Source organism: Herbaspirillum sp. SJZ107 (genome assembly GCF_006715485.1).
In the GTDB taxonomy this organism is placed as follows: Bacteria; Pseudomonadota; Gammaproteobacteria; order Burkholderiales; family Burkholderiaceae_D; genus Telluria.
This window is the reverse complement of the sequence record NZ_VFNH01000002.1, coordinates 1015672-1035388: the sequence shown is the minus strand read 5'-3', so window position 1 is coordinate 1035388 and position 19717 is coordinate 1015672. Positions and strand designations below refer to the sequence as shown.

15 protein-coding genes are annotated in these 19717 nt (G+C 67.5%); 6 read left to right on the top strand and 9 right to left on the bottom strand.

Annotated elements, in window-relative coordinates:
* Nucleotides 1-2 precede the first annotated feature (2 nt).
* Nucleotides 3-1382, bottom strand: coding sequence for a carotenoid oxygenase family protein (locus FBX97_RS14250; protein WP_141832645.1), 1380 nt, complete (start codon nucleotides 1380-1382; stop codon nucleotides 3-5).
* 131 nt (nucleotides 1383-1513) lie between these two features.
* On the opposite strand from FBX97_RS14250, the gene tal reads away from it, so the two are divergent.
* On the top strand, nucleotides 1514-2443 hold the full coding sequence (gene tal / locus FBX97_RS14245) for a transaldolase (protein ID WP_141832643.1): 930 nt from the start codon (nucleotides 1514-1516) through the stop codon (nucleotides 2441-2443).
* 160 nt (nucleotides 2444-2603) lie between these two features.
* On the opposite strand, the gene FBX97_RS14240 is transcribed toward tal, so the two are convergent.
* Genes FBX97_RS14240 through FBX97_RS14225 form a run of 4 tightly spaced genes read right to left on the bottom strand, consistent with a single transcriptional unit; the run spans nucleotide 2604 to nucleotide 6264 of the window.
* Nucleotides 2604-3707: a serine hydrolase gene (locus tag FBX97_RS14240; RefSeq protein ID WP_141832642.1), complete on the bottom strand. Its 1104-nt coding sequence runs from the start codon at nucleotides 3705-3707 to the stop codon at nucleotides 2604-2606.
* Between the two features lie 6 nt (nucleotides 3708-3713).
* Nucleotides 3714-4328, bottom strand: coding sequence for a carboxymuconolactone decarboxylase family protein (locus FBX97_RS14235; RefSeq protein ID WP_141832640.1), 615 nt, complete (start codon nucleotides 4326-4328; stop codon nucleotides 3714-3716).
* Between the two features lie 43 nt (nucleotides 4329-4371).
* The gene (locus FBX97_RS14230; RefSeq protein WP_141832638.1) at nucleotides 4372-5583 is read right to left on the bottom strand and encodes a YbfB/YjiJ family MFS transporter; all 1212 of its coding nucleotides are present in this window, start codon (nucleotides 5581-5583) and stop codon (nucleotides 4372-4374) included.
* 51 nt (nucleotides 5584-5634) lie between these two features.
* Nucleotides 5635-6264: a TetR family transcriptional regulator gene (locus FBX97_RS14225; protein ID WP_141832636.1), complete on the bottom strand. Its 630-nt coding sequence runs from the start codon at nucleotides 6262-6264 to the stop codon at nucleotides 5635-5637.
* 160 nt (nucleotides 6265-6424) lie between these two features.
* Between FBX97_RS14225 and FBX97_RS14220 the strand changes: the two genes are divergently transcribed.
* The 4 genes from FBX97_RS14220 (at nucleotide 6425) to FBX97_RS14205 (ending at nucleotide 13513) form a co-directional block, all read left to right on the top strand.
* Nucleotides 6425-7747, top strand: a complete 1323-nt coding sequence (locus FBX97_RS14220) for an efflux RND transporter periplasmic adaptor subunit (protein ID WP_141832634.1) — start codon at nucleotides 6425-6427, stop codon at nucleotides 7745-7747.
* A gap of 15 nt (nucleotides 7748-7762) precedes the next feature.
* Nucleotides 7763-10921 (top strand): efflux RND transporter permease subunit, encoded by a 3159-nt coding sequence (locus FBX97_RS14215; RefSeq protein ID WP_141832632.1) that lies wholly within the window; start codon nucleotides 7763-7765, stop codon nucleotides 10919-10921.
* Nucleotides 10921-12360 (top strand): efflux transporter outer membrane subunit, encoded by a 1440-nt coding sequence (locus FBX97_RS14210; protein WP_141832630.1) that lies wholly within the window; start codon nucleotides 10921-10923, stop codon nucleotides 12358-12360. Before FBX97_RS14215 ends, FBX97_RS14210 begins: the two co-directional genes overlap by 1 nt.
* A gap of 166 nt (nucleotides 12361-12526) precedes the next feature.
* The gene (locus FBX97_RS14205) at nucleotides 12527-13513 is read left to right on the top strand and encodes a M28 family peptidase (RefSeq protein WP_141832629.1); all 987 of its coding nucleotides are present in this window, start codon (nucleotides 12527-12529) and stop codon (nucleotides 13511-13513) included.
* 6 nt (nucleotides 13514-13519) lie between these two features.
* Here FBX97_RS14205 and hemW read toward each other — a convergent pair whose 3' ends face one another.
* From hemW to FBX97_RS14185, 4 genes are read right to left on the bottom strand one after another with little or no spacing between them, the layout of a single operon-like run.
* Nucleotides 13520-14764: a radical SAM family heme chaperone HemW gene (gene hemW / locus FBX97_RS14200; protein WP_141832627.1), complete on the bottom strand. Its 1245-nt coding sequence runs from the start codon at nucleotides 14762-14764 to the stop codon at nucleotides 13520-13522.
* Entirely contained in the window at nucleotides 14761-15345 is a 585-nt protein-coding gene (gene rdgB, locus FBX97_RS14195; protein ID WP_141832625.1) for an RdgB/HAM1 family non-canonical purine NTP pyrophosphatase, read from the bottom strand. Before rdgB ends, hemW begins: the two co-directional genes overlap by 4 nt.
* 36 nt (nucleotides 15346-15381) lie before the next feature.
* Complete coding sequence (locus FBX97_RS14190; protein ID WP_141832623.1) at nucleotides 15382-16773, bottom strand: HAMP domain-containing sensor histidine kinase; 1392 nt, start codon at nucleotides 16771-16773, stop codon at nucleotides 15382-15384.
* Nucleotides 16757-17458: a response regulator transcription factor gene (locus FBX97_RS14185; RefSeq protein WP_304599195.1), complete on the bottom strand. Its 702-nt coding sequence runs from the start codon at nucleotides 17456-17458 to the stop codon at nucleotides 16757-16759. Before FBX97_RS14185 ends, FBX97_RS14190 begins: the two co-directional genes overlap by 17 nt.
* A 523-nt stretch (nucleotides 17459-17981) precedes the next feature.
* On the opposite strand from FBX97_RS14185, the gene FBX97_RS14180 reads away from it, so the two are divergent.
* Nucleotides 17982-19709 carry an ABC transporter permease subunit gene (locus FBX97_RS14180; RefSeq protein WP_141832621.1) on the top strand — a complete coding sequence of 576 codons (1728 nt, stop codon included), beginning with the start codon at nucleotides 17982-17984 and terminating at the stop codon, nucleotides 19707-19709.
* The last annotated feature ends 8 nt before the right edge of the window (nucleotides 19710-19717 follow it).

Sequence of the window (19717 nt, the reverse complement as noted above, 5' to 3'; positions counted from 1 at the left end):
TTCTAGGAAGGTATCCAGTTGCCGTGAAAGCCGTTCGGCACCCGCACCGGCAGGCTGGCACTGGCAAGCGGCCCGGCGCCGACGTCCCTGGCGTCGAACACCAGTAAATCGCTCCTGTCGGCCGCGCCGCGATAGGCCACCGCCAGCAGCCAGCCGTCGCCCTCCTCCGCACCCGGCGAACGCGCCACGAACACCGCTTCCGAACAGGCATCCCCGTCCGCCAGCGCATGCACGTCGGGCGCGAGGGGCCGCGCGTGGTCGATGTGCACGATACGGCTGAACGGCTGCTCGCTGCCCGGGTCATGCCCACCTGGGTCATGTCCACCTGGGTCATGCCCAATGAACCAGCCGTGCCGGTACGGCAATCCGCTGCGGCGCTCGTCGATGCGCGGGAATTCGCCGCGCACCTCGCACAGCAGTTCCGAACGCGCGGTGTGGCGGCGGTCGTCGAGGTCGATGCTCCAGCGGCTCAGCCGCGCTCCGCCGGCATCCGCCACCGGCGACCCGTCGGGCCGCGGGAACAGCGCCGCGGCATGCGCCTGCATGACGTCGATGCGGAGAACGCTGCCGTCTTCCCAGGCATTCATCACGTGGTAGGCGTGACAAGACGGCAGCGACCACCAGGCGAGGCTGTCGACCGGCGCGTTGCGGTGCAGCACGCCGAGTGCGCAGGCGCGCTCGCCTTCCCAGGCGAACGGCGGACCGCCGGCCCGCATCCGTTCGCGGCTGGCGGTCAGCGGCTGGACCGGAAAGACCGCGTAGTGGGCGGTGGCGGCGAAGTCGTGCACCATGCTCGCATACGGCGCCTCGAAGCGGTCGAAGCGCTCGACCCGGCCGCCGGCATCGAGCACGCCGAAGCACATGCCCGGCCCCAGCCAGTCGGGCGTGCCGTAGCCGAAGAACAGCAGCTGGCCGGTGACCGGATCGACCTTGGGATGCGCCGTGAACGGTCCGGAAACCGGGGCATCGAAATCCGCGCTGCCCAGCGTCGCCAGCCCGTCGAGCCGCAGCGCGACCGGCGGGTGCGCTTCTTCCAGCGCCAGCAGGCGCCCGCCGTGGTGCACGATATTGGTATTGGCCAGGCCGTCGCCGGCGGTGTCCTCGAGGCCGCCGGCCAGCGCGCGGCCCGCTGCGCGTTCGGCCAGCCAGCGCGCCGTGCGCACCCAGCGGTTCTGGTAGCGCACCGTGCCGCCGGCGATGTGGAACGCATGGACCATGCCGTCGCCGGCGAACCAGTGCGCGCCCTCGGCCGGAAACAGCGGGTTCGGGCCGATGCGCAGCAGGGTGCCGTCCAGCTGCGGCGGCAGCCTGCCTTTGACGGGAATGTCGACCAGGTCGACTTCGAGGCCGACCGGCGGCATGTTGCGCAAGAATCCGGACATGATGGCACCTCCTTCCCGCCTTTGACTGCCGCGCGACGTCCCTGTTCGCCAGATGCGCGCATTTTTCAATTCAACGGCTGACGGCGGTACAATCCCGTAGTTACCCATTCATTTTGTATTGTTGACGCGCCATGAACCAACTCGAACAACTCAAGCAGTTCACCACCGTGGTGGCCGACACCGGCGACTTCCAGTCGATCAAGGCCTACGCCCCCCAGGACGCCACCACCAACCCGTCGCTGATCCTGAAGGCGGTGCAGAAGCCGGAATACCGTCCGCTGCTGGAAAAGGCCGTGGCCGAGTCGAACGGCGCCTCGGTCGAGGACATCGTCGACCACCTGCTGATCGCCTTCGGCACCGAGATCCTGAAATACGTGCCGGGCCGCGTCTCGACCGAGATCGATGCGGCGCTGTCGTTCGACACCGAGGCGACCGTCGCCAAGGGCCGCGAACTGATCGCCCTGTACGAAGCCGCCGGCGTGAAGCGCGAGCGCGTGCTGATCAAGATCGCCTCGACCTGGGAAGGCATCCGCGCCGCCGAGATCCTGGAACAGGACGGCATCCACTGCAACCTGACGCTGCTGTTCTCGCTGGTGCAGGCGGTGGCCTGCGCCGAAGCCGGCGTCAAGCTGATCTCGCCGTTCGTCGGCCGCATCTACGACTGGTACAAGAAATCGACCGGCACCGACTACCAGGGCGCCGACGATCCGGGCGTGCAGTCGGTCAAGCGCATCTACCAGTACTACCGCAAGTTCGGCTTCGACACCGAAGTCATGGGCGCGAGCTTCCGCAACACCTCGCAGATCCTGGAACTGGCGGGCTGCGACCTGCTGACCATCTCGCCTGACCTGCTGCAGAAGCTGGCCGATACCGAAGGCACGGTCGAGCGCAAGCTGACGCTTGAGGCCGGCAGCGACATCGAAAAGATCGCGATCGACGAGAAGACCTTCCGCTTCCTGCTGAACGAGGACGCGATGGCGACCGAGAAGCTGGCCGAAGGCATCCGCGCGTTCTGTGCGGATTCGGTCAAGCTGAAGAAGATGATCGAAGAGCTGCGTTGATCAAACCCTTCGTTGGCAGGTGATAACGGCCTGCTACATATAAACGTCGCCCCTGCGCAGGCAGGGGCCCAAGTTCGTGGCGTACAAAAAAACTTGGACCCCTGCCTCCGCAGGGGCGACGGTTTTTGGGCCAACGGCATCAGCTTGGCGCTACTGCAACCTACCGCTCCACCGCCGCCGCAATCTGGTCGAACAGCCGGTTCACCCGCACCGCCCCACCCTCGTCGTTGTACATCCCCGCCGTCACCACCACCACCAGCCCCAGCGAAGGCACCACGAACAGCCGCTGCCCGCCATTGCCGAAGGCCGCGGTCCAGGCCTGTTCGCGGCCCAGCGCCCGGGTCTTGCCGTGCCACCACTGGTAACCGTACTGGAGCCCGTCGCCGGTGTCGACGTGCGGCTGCAGCGAGGCGTCGATCCAGTCGGCCGGCACGACTTGCGTGCCGTTCCAGCGGCCGCGCTGCAGCATCAGCTGGCCGATCCGGGCCAGGTCGCGCGGGCGCATGCGCAGGCCGGCGAAGGCCAGCGGCCGGCCGCGGAAGTCGGTCAGCCATTCCCAGTCGGTGATGCCGAGCGGCGTGAACAGGCGTTCGCGCGCGTAGGCGGGCAGCGGCATGCCGACACCCTGTTCCAGCAATTCGGCCAGCACCGCCGTGCCGCCGCCGTTGTAGTTGAAGCGCTGGCCGGCGGGGCTGGCCATCGGCCGCTTGAATACATAACGTGCCTGCGCGCCGCGCCAGTACAGGCCGAACTCCGGGTTGCGCAGCCCGTACGGGCCGGACTCGTCCCAGGCCAGGCCGCCCGTCATGTCCAGCAGGTGGCCGATGGTGATGTCCTGGCGCCCTTCCTTCTTGAGGTCGGCCAGGTCCGGCAGCAGGTCGAGCACGCGCGCGTCCGGCGGCGGCACCTTGCGCTCCGCCAGGGCGATGCCCCACAGCAGGCCCGTGACCGACTTGCTGACCGAGCGCAGGTCGTGCCGGGTGGCGGCGTCGAAGTCGACCGTGTGGCTGAACATCGAGAACACCGGCTTGTCCTTGCCGGTGCGATAGCATTCGGCCACGCTGGCGCCGCGGCGTTCGATCACCAGGCCGTGCAGGTTGGCGCTGCCGGACTGGAATGCGGACAGTGCCGCATACAGGCGGCCGGGATCGAAGCCGTTGGCGGCGCCGTGGGCGGTATCGCAGCCGGCGATCGTGGCGGCGGCCGTCGTGGCGCCGGAGCACAACGCAACACTGGCGACGGCAAAAGACAGGACCGGACGCATCGGCGCTTACAGCGGGAAACCGGCCAGGCCGGACGCCTGCGACCCCGCCGGACCCGGCGTGCGCGCCACGTTCATGACCCAGCAGATCATCGTGAAGTAGCCGATCAGGGCCGTCAGCTCCACCGTGCCCGGCGCGCCGAACTGCGCCACGGCCTCGGCATAGGTGGCGTCGCTGACGCCGTTGCGCAGCATCAGCTCGCTGGCGAAATCGGTGGCGCAGGCCAGGTCGGCCGGCAGGCCGCGCGGCCGGCGTCCCTCGCCGATCGCGGTGACGGCCTCTTGCGCCACGCCGGCCTTGACCGCCAGCGGCGCGTGCGTCTGCCACTCGAACTGGTTGCCAACCTCGCGCGCCACCACGCAGATGACGAGTTCGCGCACGGCATCCGGCAGCGTGCCCTTGAAGCGCAGTGCTGCGCCGGTATCGCCGATGTGTTCCATCACGCCGGGCGACTGCAGCAGCGCCACGAAGGGGCCGAAGATCGCCTTGCGCGGGCCGTTAATAATGGCGTCCGCGGCCGCCTGCTGGGCGGCGTTCATGGCCTCGCGCGCGGGCAGCGGCAGGCGTTCGGTGGTGGCGCTGCCAAAGCCCTGCGGCAGGCCGGGTGCGGGTGAAGTGCTCATGTGGTGTCCTCGATGGAAGTATGGTGGATCAGGTAGCGGTCGATCACGCTGTAGCGGCGCTTCCTGCCTTGAATTCTCGCCATAGATAATAGCTGCTTGCCAGCAAACCGGCCGCCGACATGCCGAGCGCCAGGTGCAGCGCCGCCGCCGCGTTCGGCGCAAAGCGCGCGATCAGCGCATTCACCAGCGGCCCGGCCAGCTGGCCGGCGGCAAAGCCGGCCGTCATGCGGCCCAGCACCCGGGTCGCCTGGGCCTCGGCGCGCGCCCGCGCTTCCTGCATCGCCACCATCGTCATCACCATGAAGGTGCCGCCGACCAGCAGCGCGGCCAGCACCACGCCCTGCAATGTGCTCCACACCACCGGCAGCAGCACCCCGAGCGCCATCACGAAGCTCGACACCGACCACAGCGCCAGCCGGTTGACCCGCCCCAGGCGCCAGGCCACCAGCAGCGTCGACAGCGCGGCGGCGCTGCCGAACAGCGGCCACGCCAGGCCGAACACCTGCGGATCGTCGACCAGCTGCCGCGCCAGCGCCGGCAGGTAGGTCGCGGGCAGGATGTAGCCGAAGCCGAACAGGGTATAGCAGGCCACCAGCCCGGCGGTGGGACGCGGCGCGGCCGGCGCGCGCGGCGTGCTGCCTGCCGGGCCGGGGCCGGCCATGTACACCGGCAGGCGCCAGCCGATCGCCAGCGGCAGCAGCGCGGCCAGGCCCGCCACCCCGGCCAGGCCGACCCACATGCCGGGCGAGGATGGCGCCGGTCCGGCCGGCAACAGGCAGTACAGCCCGGCCCCGGCGATACCCAGGCCGACGCCGGAAAACAGCACGCCGGCCAGGCCGGGACGGCCGATGGCCGCCAGCCAGCCGAGTCCCCAGGTGCCGGTCGCGACCAGGGTCCAGGCGCTCGCCATGCCGGCCAGGAAGCGCAACACGATCCAGATGTGCGGGGCCGTGGTCCAGCCGACCGCGGCGGTGATGACGACGGTGGCGGCCAGGCCGGCGGACATCAGTAGCGCCGGGCGCAGGGTGACGCGGGCGGCGCTCAGCGCGCCGATCAGGTAGCCGAGGTAATTGGATGCGGCGAGCCAGGCGCCGGCCTGGCTGTCGAGCAGGCCGTCGCGCACCATCAGCGGGAACAGCGGGGTGAAGGCGAAGCGGCCGACGCCCATGGCCACGGCCAGGGCGATCATGGCGGCCAGGCAGACGGCGGCCGCGGTGCGCCCGGCGTGGGCGGGCGGAAGATGTGAAGTCGTCATGCTCTTATTAGAACACGACTATTTGAACACCGTGCGAAGTCGAACGCCGTGCTAACTGCCGCGCAGGCGCAACCCGTCCACATAGGGATCGATCAGGCACTGCCCCATCTTCATCAGGTCGAAGCGCTCGGGATCGAACATCCAGTTGCGGATCAGGCCGTCGATCATGGCAAACATCGCGAGCGCCGCCGTGGCCGGATCGCCGTCGCAGCGGATCTGGCCCTTCTCCTTGGCCAGCTTGATGCGGCGCTCGGCACGCGCCATCCACTTGCTCAGGTTGTCCCTGCGGCGCTGGCGCACGGCGCTCATGTCGTCGTCGTCGACGAATTCCACCTTCAGCGTCACGATCTCGAACACGCGCCGCGCCTGCGGGTCTTCGACGGTGCGGCGCAGCACTGCCACCATGTAATTGCGCAGGTCGCCCAGCGGATCGTCCGATTCGGTCTGGTCCAGCACCTGCAGCTCGGCCTCGAGCGGCAGCGTGGCGCGTTCCATCATGGCGTTGAACAAGGCGCCTTTGTCGTCAAAATGCCAATAGATTGCGCCGCGCGTCACGCCGGCTTCGGTTGCGATATGCTGCAACGTCGTTCGGGATACGCCCTGTTGAACGAACAATTTTTCAGCTGCATCCAAAATGCTGTCTCGCGTGGCGGCGGCCTCTTCTTTAGTCCTGCGGGCCATTCATTGCTCTCTCAATTTTTGGGGGGTCAGAAACATTAAACATACACTCATGATAGTATATCTGGGTTTCTCCATACGTCAGCAATAAAAACGCACGCGGCACTCAAGCCAATACCGCGGGCGTTGTTGCATTTAATTCAACGAAGGAAGCATACTAATAATGCGCTCTGCTCACTCCACTTCCCTGACCCTCACCAGGATCGCCGCATCGACCCTGGTCGCCGTGGCCCTGCTGTCGGCCTGCGGCTCCAAGGACGATGCCGCCAAGGCCGGCCCCGGCGCCGGCGCCAAGATGCCGCCGCCGCAAGTCGGCGTCATCACCACCAAGTTCCAGCCGGTGGCGCTGGAAACCGAACTGCCGGCCCGCGTCCAGGCGATCCGCGTCGCCGAGGTGCGTGCGCGCGTCAACGGCGTCGTGCTGAAGCGCCTGTTCACCGAGGGTAGCGTGGTCAAGCAGGGCCAGTCCCTGTTCCAGATCGATCCGGATCCCTACCAGGCCCAGCTGAACGCTGCCCAGGCCGCGGTCGGCCGCGCCCAGGCCAACCTGACCTCGACCGCTGCCGTGGTCGAGCGCTACAAGCCGCTGGTCGAAGCCAACGCCGTCAGCAAGCAGGAATACACGAACGCCGTGGCCGCCCAGAAGCAGGCCGAGGCCGACGTGAATTCGGCCAAGGCCCAGGCCCGCATCGCCAAGATCAACGTCGACTACGCCAACGTGTACGCGCCGATCTCCGGCCGCATCGGCCGCGCGCTGGTCACCGAAGGCGCGCTGGTGTCCGCCACCGAAGCCACCCAGATGGCGCTGATCCAGCAGACCGACGCCATGTACCTGAACATCACCCAGTCGGCGTCCGAACTGCAGAACCTGCGCAAGAAGGCGGGCGGCAAGGGCATCGACTCGGCGATCCCGGTCACCGTGGTGCTGGACGACGGCACCGTGCTGCCGCGCCAGGGCAAGCTGCTGTTCTCGGACGTGACGGTCGACCAGACCAGCGGCCAGGTCACCCTGCGCGCCGAAGTCGCCAATACGGACAACGCCCTGCTGCCGGGCCAGTACGTGCGCGTGCGCCTGGCCCAGGCCGAGCTGCCGGCCGGCATCCTGATCCCGCAGCAGGCCGTGACCCGCGGCGGCCAGAACGGCGATACCCTGATGGTGGTCGGCGCCGACAACAAGCCGGTCTCGCGCACCGTCAAGATCGCCTCGCAGGAAGGCGCCAACTGGGTCGTCGTCGACGGCCTGAAGGAAGGCGAGCGCGTCATGGTCGACGGCTTCCAGAAGCTGCAGATGCTGCCGCCGGGCACCCCGGTGCAGCCGGTGGCCTGGACCCCGCAGACCGGCAACTCGGCCCCGGCCGCCGCCGGCAACCCGGCCCAGCCGAACGCGTCCGGCGCTAGCGCGCAGAACGCCGCCGTCAGCGCCCGCACCCCGGCCAACGGTTCGCCCGCCGCCGGCGCCGCGACGCCCGGCCAGACCCGCCAATAAGCATTAGGAAATTCAATGGCACGTTTTTTTATTGACCGCCCCATTTTTGCCTGGGTGATCGCGCTGTTCATCATGGTGCTTGGCGGCGTCGCCATCAAGTCCCTGCCGATCGCGCAATACCCGACCGTGGCGCCGCCTTCGATCGTCGTGACCGTCGCCTATCCGGGCGCATCGGCCCAGACGCTGGAAGACTCCGTCATCTCCGTGATCGAACGCGAGATGAACGGCGCCCAAGGCATGATCTACATGGAATCGACCAGCCAGGCCAACGGCACCGGTACGATCACCATCTCGTTCGAGACCGGCACCGACCCCGACCTGGCCCAGGTCGACGTCCAGAACCGCCTGTCGCGCGCGACCCCGCGCCTGCCCCCGGCCGTGACCCAGCAGGGCGTGCGCGTGGACAAGGCACGTTCCAACTTCCTGCTGTTCACCATCCTGTCCTCGGACGACCCGAACTGGGATCCGGTGGCGCTGGGCGACTACGCGTCGCGCAACGTGCTGCCTGAACTCCAGCGTATCAAGGGCGTGGGCCAGGCCCAGCTGTTCGGTACCGAAAAGGCGATGCGCATCTGGATCGATCCGGCCAAGCTGGTCGGCCTGAACCTGTCGCCGTCCGACGTCAACACCGCGATCAGCCAGCAGAATGCCCAGGTGGCATCCGGCACCATCGGCGACCTGCCGCTGGCCCAGGGCCAGCAGATCACCGCGACCGTCATCGTCGCCGGCCAGCTGAGCAATGTCGAACAGTTCGGCAACATCGTGCTGCGCGCCAATCCGGACGGTTCCACCGTGCGCCTGAAGGACGTGGCCCGCATCGAAATCGGCGGCCAGGCCTATTCCACCACGGCGCGCCTGAACGGCAAGCCGGCGGCCGGTATCGGCGTCCAGCTGTCGCCGTCCGGTAACGCGCTCGAAACCGCGAACCTGATCAAGGCCCGCATGAAGGAACTGCAGAAGTTCTTCCCGCACGGGATGAAGTATGCGATTCCCTACGACTCGACCACCTTCATCCAGATCTCGATCCACCAGGTGGTCGAGACCCTGATCGAAGCGGTGATCCTGGTGTTCATCGTGATGTACATCTTCCTGCAGAACTTCCGCTACACCATCATCCCGACGATCGTGGTGCCGGTGGCGCTGCTGGGTTCCTTCGCCTGTCTGCTGGCGATGGGCTTCTCGATCAACGTGCTGACCATGTTCGGCATGGTGCTGGTCATCGGTATCGTGGTCGACGATGCGATCGTGGTGGTCGAGAACGTCGAGCGCATCATGTCCGAGGAAGGCCTGCCGCCGCTGCAGGCCACGCGCAAGGCGATGGGCCAGATCTCGGGCGCCATCATCGGCGTGACCGTGGTGCTGATGTCGGTGTTCGTGCCGCTGGCCTTCTTCTCCGGCGCGGTCGGCAACATCTACCGCCAGTTCTCGGCGGTGATGGTCTCCTCGATCGCCTTCTCGGCCTTCCTGGCGCTGTCCCTGACGCCGGCGCTGTGCGCGACCCTGCTGAAGCCGGTCGAAGCCGGCCACCACAACGACAAGCGCGGTTTCTTCGGCTGGTTCAACCGCACCTTCACCCGCGGCGCCAAGCGCTACGAGGGCATCGTCGGCGCCATCATGAAGCGTGCCGGCCGCACGCTGGTCGCCTTCGTGCTGCTGATCGGCCTGGTGGGCCTGATGTTCACCCGCCTGCCGAACGCCTTCCTGCCGAACGAAGACCAGGGCTACGTGATCGCCAACATCCAGCTGCCGCCGGGTGCCAGCGCCGAACGTACCGGTGCCGTGCTGCGCGCGATGGAAGACTACGTCATGAAGCAGCCGGAATACGCGAACATGGTGGCCGTGACCGGCTTCTCGTTCTCGGGCCAGGGCCAGAACATGGGCCTCGCCTTCATCCCGCTGAAATCCTGGGACGACCGCAAGGGCGACGGCCACGATGCGCAATCGTTCGCCAACCGCATCACGATGCACATGGGCGCCCTGCGCGACTCCTTCATCTTCGTGGTGAGCCCGCCGCCGATCCCCGAACTGGGTACCGGCACCGGCTTCTCGTTCCGCCTGCAGGACCGCGGCGGCAACGGCCACGAAGCGCTGGTCAAGGCACGTAACCAGATGCTGGGCATGTCGATGCAGAGCAAGGTCCTGACCGGCATCCGTCCGGAAGGCCTGGAAGACGCACCGCAGCTGAAGCTGAACATCGACCGCGACAAGGCGCAAGCCCTGGGCGTGACCTTCGGCGCCATCAACCAGGCGCTGTCGACCTCGCTGGGTTCGAGCTACGTGAACGACTTCCCGAACGCCGGCCGCCTGCAGCGCGTCATCGTGCAGGCCGACGCCAAGGACCGCATGCAGCCGGAAGACCTACTGCGCATCAATGCCCTGAACAACCAGGGCCGTACTGTGCCGCTGTCCTCGTTCGCCACCACCGAGTGGGTCACCGGTCCGATGCAGACCGTGCGCTACAACGGCTATCCGTCGATGAAGATCACCGGCGAACCGGCCCCGGGCTACTCGAGCGGCCAGGCACTGGAAGAAATGCAGCGCCTGGCAGCCCAGCTGCCGCCCGGCTTCGCGTTCGAATGGACCGGCCAGTCGCGCGAGGAAATCCTGTCCGGCTCGACCGTGTTCGTGCTGATCGGCTTCGCCCTGCTGGCCGTGTTCCTGGCCCTGGCGGCGCTGTATGAAAGCTGGTCGATCCCGGTCGCGGTGCTGCTGGTCGTGCCGCTGGGCGTGCTCGGCTCGCTGCTGGCGGCGTCGATGCGCGGCATGTCGAACGACGTCTACTTCAAGGTCGGCCTGATCACCATCATCGGCCTGGCCGCGAAGAACGCGATCCTGATCGTGGAATTCGCGAAGGACCTGCAGGAGCAGGGCAAGTCGCCGTTCGAGGCGGCGCTGGAAGCGGCCCACCTGCGTTTCCGTCCGATCATCATGACCTCGCTGGCCTTCATCCTCGGCGTGCTGCCGCTGGTGATCGCGAGCGGTGCCGGCGCGGCAGGCCAGCGCGCCATCGGTACCGGCGTGATGGGCGGCATGATCACCGCGACGGCGCTCGGCGTGTTCTTCGTGCCGGTGTTCTTCGTGGTCATCCGCGGCTTCTTCAAGGGCAGCAAGCGCCAGCAGGAACTGCGTGCACAGCACCGGGATACCGACAGCGTCGTGAAGGAAAAAATCTGATGAATATGTCATTTGAAACCATGACCCTCCAGGCAAAACGCCTGACCCCGCTGGTACTGGCCCTGGCCATGGCCGGCTGCGTGAACCTGGCGCCCAAGTACGAGCGCCCGGCCGCGCCGGTGGCCGGCGCCTTCCCGACCGTGGAAGGCACCGTCAACAGCGGCAACCCGGTGGCCCCGGACGCCCCGGTCAACACCAGCTGGCAGCGCTTCTTCGCCGATGCGCGCCTGCAGCAGCTGATCTCGCTGTCGCTGGCCAACAACCGCGACCTGCGCGTGGCGATCCTGAACATCGAGCAGGCGCGCGCCGCCTACCAGATCCAGCGTGCCGACCGCTTCCCGCAGATCAACGCGGCGGTCACCGCCAACCGCAGCCGCGCCGGCGTCAACAACGTGTACCAGGCCGGCCTGGCGGTTTCCGCCTTCGAGCTGGACCTGTTCGGCCGGGTGCGCAACCTGACCGAATCGGCGCTGGCCCAATACCTGGCGACCGAGGAAGCGCGCAAGTCGACCCAGATCAGCCTGGTCGCCCAGGTGGCCAACACCTACCTGACCTTCCTGGCCGACGAGGAACTGCTGAGCCTGACCCAGCAGACCCTCAAGACCCGCGAGGAATCGCTGCGCCTGTCGCAGCTGCGCTTCGAGAACGGCGTCTCGTCCAAGCTCGACCTGGACCAGGCGGTGTCGCTGGTGGAACAGGCGCGCACCACGCTGGCCCAGGCCCAGCGCCAGCGCGCCCAGGACATCAACCTGCTGACCCTGCTGGTCGGCCAGCCGCTGCCGGATAACCTGCCGCCTGGCCTGACCCTGGCCAACACCAACCTGCCCGACCTGCCGGCCGGCCTGCCGTCGGACCTGCTGGCCTCGCGTCCGGACATCCGTTCGGCCGAGCAGCAGCTGATCGCGGCCAACGCCAACATCGGCGCCGCGCGTGCGAACTACTTCCCGAACATCTCGCTGACGGGCACCGCGGGCAGCGCCAGCACCCAGCTGTCGGGCCTGTTCAAGGGCGGTTCCTTCGGCTGGACCTTCGCCCCGCAGGCGATCCTGCCGCTGTTCGACTTCGGCGCCCGCCGCGCCGGCGTCGAGAGCGCGCAGGCCGGCCGCGACATCGCGGTGGCCCAGTACGAACGCGCGATCCAGACCGCGTTCCGCGAAGTGGCGGATGCGCTGGCCGGCCAGGCCACCTTCAGCGAGCAGCTGCGGGCCCAGCAGGCCGTGGCCCAGGCCGAAGCCGACCGCTTCAACCTGTCCGACCTGCGCTACCGCAGCGGCACGGCGAGCTACCTCGACCTGCTGGATGCCCAGCGTTCGCTGTTCACGGCGCAGCAGCAGGCCATCGAAGCCAACCTGGCGCGCCTGCAGAACCAGGTCACGCTGTACCGCGTGCTGGGCGGCGGCTGGACCGATCCGGCACCGGCGGCCACCGCAGCGCGCTGATGTCCGCCTGATCACGCGCACGATTGACGGTCCCTCAGCCGGGGCCGGTTTTGCGATTTCGGTATGATGGAATCGCAAGACCGGCCCCGGTTTTTTGTTGCGCAGAACTCCTGTGCCCAGGCATGGTCTACCAGGTGCGTCCGCCTTTTGCGGCGCCCCCGACGCCATGCGAACCTTTTTCCGCACCCATTGGAAAGCCATCGTCGCCATCGTGCTCCTGATCCTGCTGGCGATGGCCACCATCAGCCCGAGCTCGGCCCCCATGCCTGAACCGTCCCTGTCCGCGCGCCTGCGCACCCATGTCGCCGCAATCGCTTCCGAGGAGCACAACACGGCCACGCCGCGGGCGCTGGAGCAGGCTGCGGTCTACATCGAGGGGGTGCTGGGGAGCGAGGGCTACCGCATCCGGCGCCAGGTGTACGAGGCCGGCGGCCAGAAGGTGCGCAACATCGAGGTGTCGGTGGCCAACGTCGCCGCCGGTGCCAAACCGGCGCGCATCTTCATCATCGGCGCCCACTACGACTCCGCGCCGGGCGCGCCGGGCGCCAACGACAACGGCAGCGGCACCGCGGCCGTGCTGGAGCTGGCGCGCCTGCTGAAAGCGATGCGCCCGAGCGCGGGCACCGAAGTGAAATTCGTGTTTTTCGTGAACGAGGAACCGCCCTGGTTCCAGGGCGAGGAGATGGGCAGCGTGCGCCATGCGCGCCAGCTGCATGCGGACGGCCACAAGGTCGAGGGTGCGCTGATCCTGGAAACCATCGGCTACTACTCGCAGGTGCGCCACAGCCAGCAACTGCCGCCGGGCCTGGAAAAGCGCTATCCCGATACCGGCAACTTTATTGCCTTCGTCGGCACGCTGGCATCCTCGCGCCTGGTGCAGGATGCGCTGTCGGCCTTCCAGGCGGCCTCCGATTTCCCGGCGCGCGGCCTGGCGGCGCCTGCCTACGTGCAGGGCGTGACCCTGTCCGACCACAGTTCCTACAACCGCTTCGGCTATCCGGCGATCATGATCACGGACACGGCGTTCATGCGCTATCCCTACTACCACACGGCCGAGGATACGCCGGACAAGCTCGACTACGACAGCGTGGCACGCGTGGTGACCGGGCTGGCCAGGACCATCACGGCCCTGGCGGCGGGGGCCCGGACCTGATCCGCCCTACTCCCCCAGAAACATCTCCTGCAGGTCGTTGAGGAAGCGCTGCCCCAGTTCGGTCGGCTTGATCAGCTTGAAATCGCGGTAGATGAGCCCCTTGGCCTCGGCCGCATCGAGCGCCTTGTCGATCGCATTGATCGACATGCCGGTGCGCTCGCCGAACAGGTTCGGGTTGAAGCCGCCGGTCAGCCGCAGCGTGTTGAGCATGAACTCGAAGCCCATCTCGTCGCGCCCGATCTCGTGTTCCTCGTGCACCGCATTGCCGCGTTTCGCCGCCTCGATGAAGGAGGCCGGCTGCTTGAAGCGCGCCTGGCGCAGCACCCGGTGCGGGAAGGACAGCTTCGAATGGGCGCCGGCGCCGATGCCGAGGTAGTCGCCGAATTCCCAGTAGTTCAGGTTGTGGCGCGCCTGCCGGCCCGGCTGGGCATAGGCCGACACTTCGTAGTGCCGGTAACCGGCGGCGGCGGTCTGCACCGCGATCATGTCCTGGATGTCGGCGCTCTCGTCGTCGCTGGGCAGCTGCGGCGGATACTTGGCGAACACCGTGTTCGGTTCCATCGTCAGGTGGTACAGCGACAGGTGCGGCGGGGCGAAGGCCAGCGCGGTGTCGAGATCGTGCTGCGCTTCCGCCAGGGTCTGCCCCGGCAGCGCATACATCAGATCGAGGTTGAAATTGTCGAAGCAGGTATGCGCGATCTCCACCGCGCGCAGCGCTTCGCGCTCGTCGTGGATGCGGCCCAGCGCCTGCAAATGGCGGCCGTTGAAGCTCTGGATGCCGATCGACAGGCGGTTGATGCCGCTGGCGCGGAAGGACTTGAAACGCTCGATCTCGAAGGTGCCGGGATTGGCTTCCATCGTGATCTCGGCATCCAGCGCCAGCGGCAGCAGCGTGCGCACGTCTGACATCAGGCGCTCCAGCCCCGCGGCCGACATCAGGCTCGGCGTGCCGCCGCCGATGAAGATGGTCTGGATCTTGCGGCCCCAGATCAGCGGCAGCGAGGCTTCCAGGTCGGCCCGCAGCGCATCGAGGTAGTCGGCTTCCGGGATCGGGCCGTTCGATTCGTGCGAGTTGAAATCGCAATACGGGCACTTGCGTACGCACCAGGGCCAGTGGATGTACAGCGACAGCGGCGGCAGCACGGTCAGGTTCAGGGAACCGGGCTGCAGGTATTTCAGGGCCGCCGTCGCCGGGGACACCGGCTCCGTGACGCTGCTCGCAAGATCGCTGACGGGTTTGATCGGAATCATTTCAGCTTTTCCACGAGCGCGCGCAGCGCCTGGCCGCGGTGCGACACGGCGTTCTTTTCGTTGGATGCCAGCTCGGCCGCGGTCTTGCCGAGTTCCGGCAGCAGGAAGTGCGGATCGTAGCCGAAGCCGCCCTCGCCGCGCGCTTCCTCGACAATCTGGCCGCGCCAGACGCCGTCGGCAATCACCGGCTGCGGATCGTCGGCGTGGCGCACGTAGACCAGCACGCAATAATAATAGGCGGATTTGTCGTCGTGCGCGGCCAGGTCGGCGATCAGTTTTTCGCTGTTGCGCGCGTCCGACTTCGGCTCGCCGGCATAGCGCGCCGAATACACGCCCGGAGCGCCGCCGAGGGCGTTCACGCACACGCCGGAGTCGTCGGCCAGCGCCGGCAGGCCGGTCAGGCGCGCTGCGTGGCGCGCCTTCTGCAGCGCGTTCTCGACGAAGGTGCCGAAGGGTTCCTCGGCTTCGGGGACGTTGAATTCGCCCTGCGGATGCAGGTCGAAGCCGATCGGGGCCAGCAGCTGGGCGAATTCCGTGAGCTTGCCTGCGTTGTTGGAGGCGAGGATGAGGCGTTGGGTCATGGTGACGTGGAAGAACAGCGCGTAAAAAGAGGTATTTTACCGCTGCGCCGGAAAGTGCATGCTCGCCTCGAAGCCCGGCGCGATGGCGCGCAGGTCCAGCGTCCCGCCGTGCAGCTGCACGATGGCGGCCACGATCGACAGTCCGAGCCCGTTGCCCGGCAGGTTGCGGCTCTGGTCGACGCGGTAGAAGCGGCGCGTGAGCTTGTCCATGTCGCCGGCCGGCACGCCGGGGCCGTAGTCGCGCACCGCCAGCACGGTGGCGCCCTCCTGCACGATCACGCTGACGTCGACGCGGCCGCCACTGCGCCCGTACTTGATGGCATTGTCGATCAGGCTGGCCAGGGCATTGGCCAGCAGGTCGCGGTCGCCGCGCACCATTGCCTCCGGCGCGCCGGTGTAGCGCAGCGTCACCCCATGCTCTTCCGCCGCCGCCTCGTACAGTTCGCTCATGTCCTGGGCGATCGCCGCCAGGTCGAGCGTCTCGAAGCTGCCGGCGCGCACGCCCGCCTCCAGCGCGGCGATCTGCAGCAGCTTGTCGAACAGCGAGATCACGCCGTCGATGTCTTCGATGGCCATGCGCGCGTCCGCCACCAGCGCATCCGGGTCGACCGAGGCCTGCAGCGCCCGGTCCAGGCGGTTGCGTACGCGCCCGAGCGGCGTGCGCAGGTCGTGCGCGATCGAGTTGGAGACGTGGCGCACGCCTTCCATCAGCGCTTCGATGCGGTCGAGCATGCGGTTGATGTCCTGGCCCAGGTGCGCGAATTCGTCGCGGCCATGCACTTCGATCCGGCTCGACAGCTCGCCGGCGGCGATGCGCGCGGTGGTGCGGCGGATCTCGCCGATGCGCGCTTCCAGGCGCCCGCGGAACAGCTGGGCGCCGAAGAAGGCCAGCAGGATCGAGACCGCCGCGCTGACCAGCAGCGCGTGCTCGACCACGCTGCGGATCGCATCCACGTCGACCAGGTCGCGCCCTACCACCAGGCGGCTGCCATCCTCCAGGCCGACGACGGCCAGGCGCACCGATACGGGCACCGGCGCCGGCCCGCCGCGGCGCGCCATGCGCACCGTCACCAGCCGGCCCGCGGCGATGTCGGCGGGCGGCGTCGCCGGGTCCCAGCTGCCCAGATTGCCGGCGACCAGGCGCCCGCCGGCGCCGACCAGCCCCAGCATCTCGGTATCGGTATCGTTCAGGTCGTGCAGCTGGGCGTCGATCTCGCCCACCAGCGCGGGCCGGCCGCCAGCGCGCCAGGCGTCCGTCAGGCGCGCCTGGGCGCCCAGGATCGTGTTGTCGATCGAGCGCTCGAACACGCCGACCGTGCCGAAGTAGACGATGGCCGACAGCGCCGCCATCGCCGCCGCGACCAGCACGCCGTAGCCGACCGCCAGCCGGGCGGCGATCGACCCGCGCAGGCTAAGCCGTGGTGCCATGCGAAGGCGCGGCGCTCAGCAGGTAACCGGCGCCGCGCACGGTGTGAATGAGCGGCGGACTGAAGTCCTTGTCGATCTTGCTGCGCAGGCGGCTGATCTGGACGTCGATCACGTTGGTCTGCGGGTCGAAGCGGTATTCCCACACGCCTTCCAGCAGCATGGTGCGGGTGACGATCTGGCCTTCGTGGCGCATCAGGTATTCGAGCAGGCGGAATTCGCGCGGCTGCAGCGCGATCGGGCTGCCGTGGCGCGTGACGCGCATGGTGCGCAAATCGAGCTGCATGTCGGCCACCTGCAGCAGGCTGGTTTCGCGCGACCAGGCGGTGCGCCGGCACAGGTTTTCCACGCGCGCCAGCAGTTCCGACATCACGAAGGGCTTGGTCAGGTAGTCGTCGCTGCCGGCGCGCAGGCCGCGCACGCGCTCGTCGACGCTGTTCAGCGCCGACAGGATCAGCACCGGGGTGGCGTCGCCACGGGCACGCATCTGTTCCAGCAGGCCGATGCCGTCGACCTGGCCCGGCAGCATGCGGTCAAGCACCACCACGTCCCAGCGCGCTTCCAGCAGGCGGCGCGCGCCGGCTTCGCTGTTGTGTTCCGCGACCACCGCATAGCCGGCGGTGCGCAGGCCGCTGGCGAGGTAGTCGCGGGTTTCGGCATCGTCTTCGATCACGAGGCAATTCAGCATGGTTCGGCAGGATGAAGGTCAGGAAGGCGCGGCCGACTATAGCATGCTGCCGGCATGGCGATAGCGCCAAGTATAGGGGCGCCAAGCCGTGGTAAAAATTACGATCAAGTAATGATAGAGCGGCTTGCGTTGTTTGCGGACATACCTTTCCAACTGGTAATGGTGCATTGCCGCAGGCTCTTTTATGATGTGTTTTTATTTTGTGGAGTCCTTTCATGGGCACTTGTTCGAGTGGCAGTTGTTGCCGGCCTGGCGCCGGTCCCGCTTCGGCAAGATAAGGCAGACCCCTGCCCTCATCCTGCCGAAAGGCGGATGATGGATTCCGTACCACCACAACAATCGAAACACATCGCACGCAAGCGTGAATGAAAGGTATGCCGTTCAGGCGCCTCGACAAACCTACTGCGCGTCGCATTTTTGACCTCCGATGCTCGCTGTACTTTCGTACAGCTGCGCTTCTCGATCAAAACTGCTTCCGCTCGCTACGGTTTCTCGAGAAGCCTGTTACCCGACGGAGATACCGATGTTCGAACTTTTCACTCCCGGGCGCACCGGCCGGTCGTTCCTGACCAGCACGCCCAACCGCTGGGACTGGGCCCTGCTGCCGCTGGTGCTTGCGCTGCTGGCGCTGGCCGCCTATGGCGCCATGCAGATGACCCGTCCCTTCGTGCTGGGCCAGCCGACCCCGATCGCGCTCGACCCGGGCTACCTGCCCTACTACCTGCTGCGCACCATCCTGCGCATGTTCAGCGCGCTCGGCTGCGCGTTATTGTTTACCTTCGTGTTCGCGGTGGTGGCCACGCGCTGGCGCGCCGCCGAAAAGGTGCTGGTGCCGCTGCTCGACGTGCTGCAATCGGTACCGATCCTGGGCTTCCAGGCGATCGCCATCGCGCCCTTCATCGCCCTCTTCCCCGGCAAGCTGCTCGGGGTCGAATGCGCGGCCGTGTTCGCGATTTTCACGTCGCAGGCCTGGAACATGGCTTTCAGCCTGTACCAGTCGATGAAGACGATCCCGCCGGAACTGGCGGAAGCGGCGCGCGTGTTCCGGCTGTCGGCCTGGCAGCGCTTCTGGCGCCTGGAACTGCCTTATGCCATGCCGGCGCTGCTGTGGAACATGATGATGTCGATGTCCGGCGGCTGGTTCTTCCTGGTGGCGGCCGAGGCGATCTCGGTGGCCGGCCAGGACATCAAACTGCCCGGCATCGGCGCCTGGATCGCGGTGGCGATCGAGCAGAAGAACGGCAGCGCGATCGCCTGGGCCATCGGCGCCATGTTCGCCGGCATCCTGCTGTACGACCAGCTGTTCTTCCGCCCGCTGCTGGCCTGGGCCGACAAATTCCGCTTCGAGGAGTCGCAGGGCGAGCACGCCCAGCAATCCTGGCTGCTCGACTGGGGCCGGCGCAGCGTCTGGATCCGCGCCTTCAGCGAGCGCGTGTGGGCGCTGCTCGGGCGCACGCTGGGGTGGTTTGCGGCAGCGCCGGACAGCGCCGCGGCGGCGCCGCGGCCGCGTGTCGTCCTCGGTCCGCGCACGGTCGACGCCATCCTGCTGGCGCTGGCGCTGCTGGGCGGCTGGCGTTTTCTCTTGTTTATCCATGCGCAGGTCGGCTGGAGCGAGACGCTGCGCGTGGCCGGCCTGGGCGCCATCACGCTGGCGCGCGTGATGCTGCTGATCGGCCTGGCCTCGCTGGTGTGGGTGCCGCTGGCGGTGTGGATCGGCTTGCGCCCGGTGTATGCGCAAAAGGTGCAGGCGCTGGCGCAGTTCCTGGCGGCCTTCCCGGTCAACCTGATGTTTCCGATCGTGGTGTACGCGATCGTGCATTTCCACCTGAACGCCAACGTCTGGCTCAGCCCCCTGATGGTGTTCGGCACCCAGTGGTACATCCTGTTCAACGTGGTGGCCGGCGCCTCCACGCTGCCGACCGAGCTGCGCCTGGCGGCCGACAACCTGGGCTTGACGGGCTGGCTGAAATGGAAGCGGGTCTACCTGCCGGCGGTGTTCCCGAGCTTTATCACCGGCGCCATCACCGCCAGCGGCGGTTCGTGGAATGCCAGCATCGTGGCGGAGTACGTCACCTGGGGCAAGACCTCGCTGGTCGCCGATGGCCTGGGCAGCTACATCAAGCAGATGACCGATGCCGGCGACTTCCACCGCATCGCCCTCGGCATCGGGGTGATGTGCGTATTCGTGATGCTGTTGAACCGCTTCTTCTGGCGCAGGCTGTACCTGCTGGCCGAAGACCGCAGCCGTTGATTGGAGGA

What these genes read in the sequence shown, in the direction of transcription:
- FBX97_RS14215 (WP_141832632.1), top strand. Translation starts at nt 7,763, where the DNA reads ATGGCACGTTTTTTTATTGACCGCCCCATTTTTGCCTGGGTGATCGCG.
- FBX97_RS14225 (WP_141832636.1), bottom strand. Translation starts at nt 6,264, where the DNA reads ATGGCCCGCAGGACTAAAGAAGAGGCCGCCGCCACGCGAGACAGCATT.
- FBX97_RS14190 (WP_141832623.1), bottom strand. Translation starts at nt 16,773, where the DNA reads ATGGCACCACGGCTTAGCCTGCGCGGGTCGATCGCCGCCCGGCTGGCG.
- FBX97_RS14185 (WP_304599195.1), bottom strand. Translation starts at nt 17,458, where the DNA reads ATGCTGAATTGCCTCGTGATCGAAGACGATGCCGAAACCCGCGACTAC.
- FBX97_RS14210 (WP_141832630.1), top strand. Translation starts at nt 10,921, where the DNA reads ATGAATATGTCATTTGAAACCATGACCCTCCAGGCAAAACGCCTGACC.
- FBX97_RS14180 (WP_141832621.1), top strand. Translation starts at nt 17,982, where the DNA reads ATGTTCGAACTTTTCACTCCCGGGCGCACCGGCCGGTCGTTCCTGACC.
- hemW (WP_141832627.1), bottom strand. Translation starts at nt 14,764, where the DNA reads ATGATTCCGATCAAACCCGTCAGCGATCTTGCGAGCAGCGTCACGGAG.
- rdgB (WP_141832625.1), bottom strand. Translation starts at nt 15,345, where the DNA reads ATGACCCAACGCCTCATCCTCGCCTCCAACAACGCAGGCAAGCTCACG.
- tal (WP_141832643.1), top strand. Translation starts at nt 1,514, where the DNA reads ATGAACCAACTCGAACAACTCAAGCAGTTCACCACCGTGGTGGCCGAC.
- FBX97_RS14220 (WP_141832634.1), top strand. Translation starts at nt 6,425, where the DNA reads ATGCGCTCTGCTCACTCCACTTCCCTGACCCTCACCAGGATCGCCGCA.
- FBX97_RS14250 (WP_141832645.1), bottom strand. Translation starts at nt 1,382, where the DNA reads ATGTCCGGATTCTTGCGCAACATGCCGCCGGTCGGCCTCGAAGTCGAC.
- FBX97_RS14205 (WP_141832629.1), top strand. Translation starts at nt 12,527, where the DNA reads ATGCGAACCTTTTTCCGCACCCATTGGAAAGCCATCGTCGCCATCGTG.
- FBX97_RS14240 (WP_141832642.1), bottom strand. Translation starts at nt 3,707, where the DNA reads ATGCGTCCGGTCCTGTCTTTTGCCGTCGCCAGTGTTGCGTTGTGCTCC.
- FBX97_RS14235 (WP_141832640.1), bottom strand. Translation starts at nt 4,328, where the DNA reads ATGAGCACTTCACCCGCACCCGGCCTGCCGCAGGGCTTTGGCAGCGCC.
- FBX97_RS14230 (WP_141832638.1), bottom strand. Translation starts at nt 5,583, where the DNA reads ATGACGACTTCACATCTTCCGCCCGCCCACGCCGGGCGCACCGCGGCC.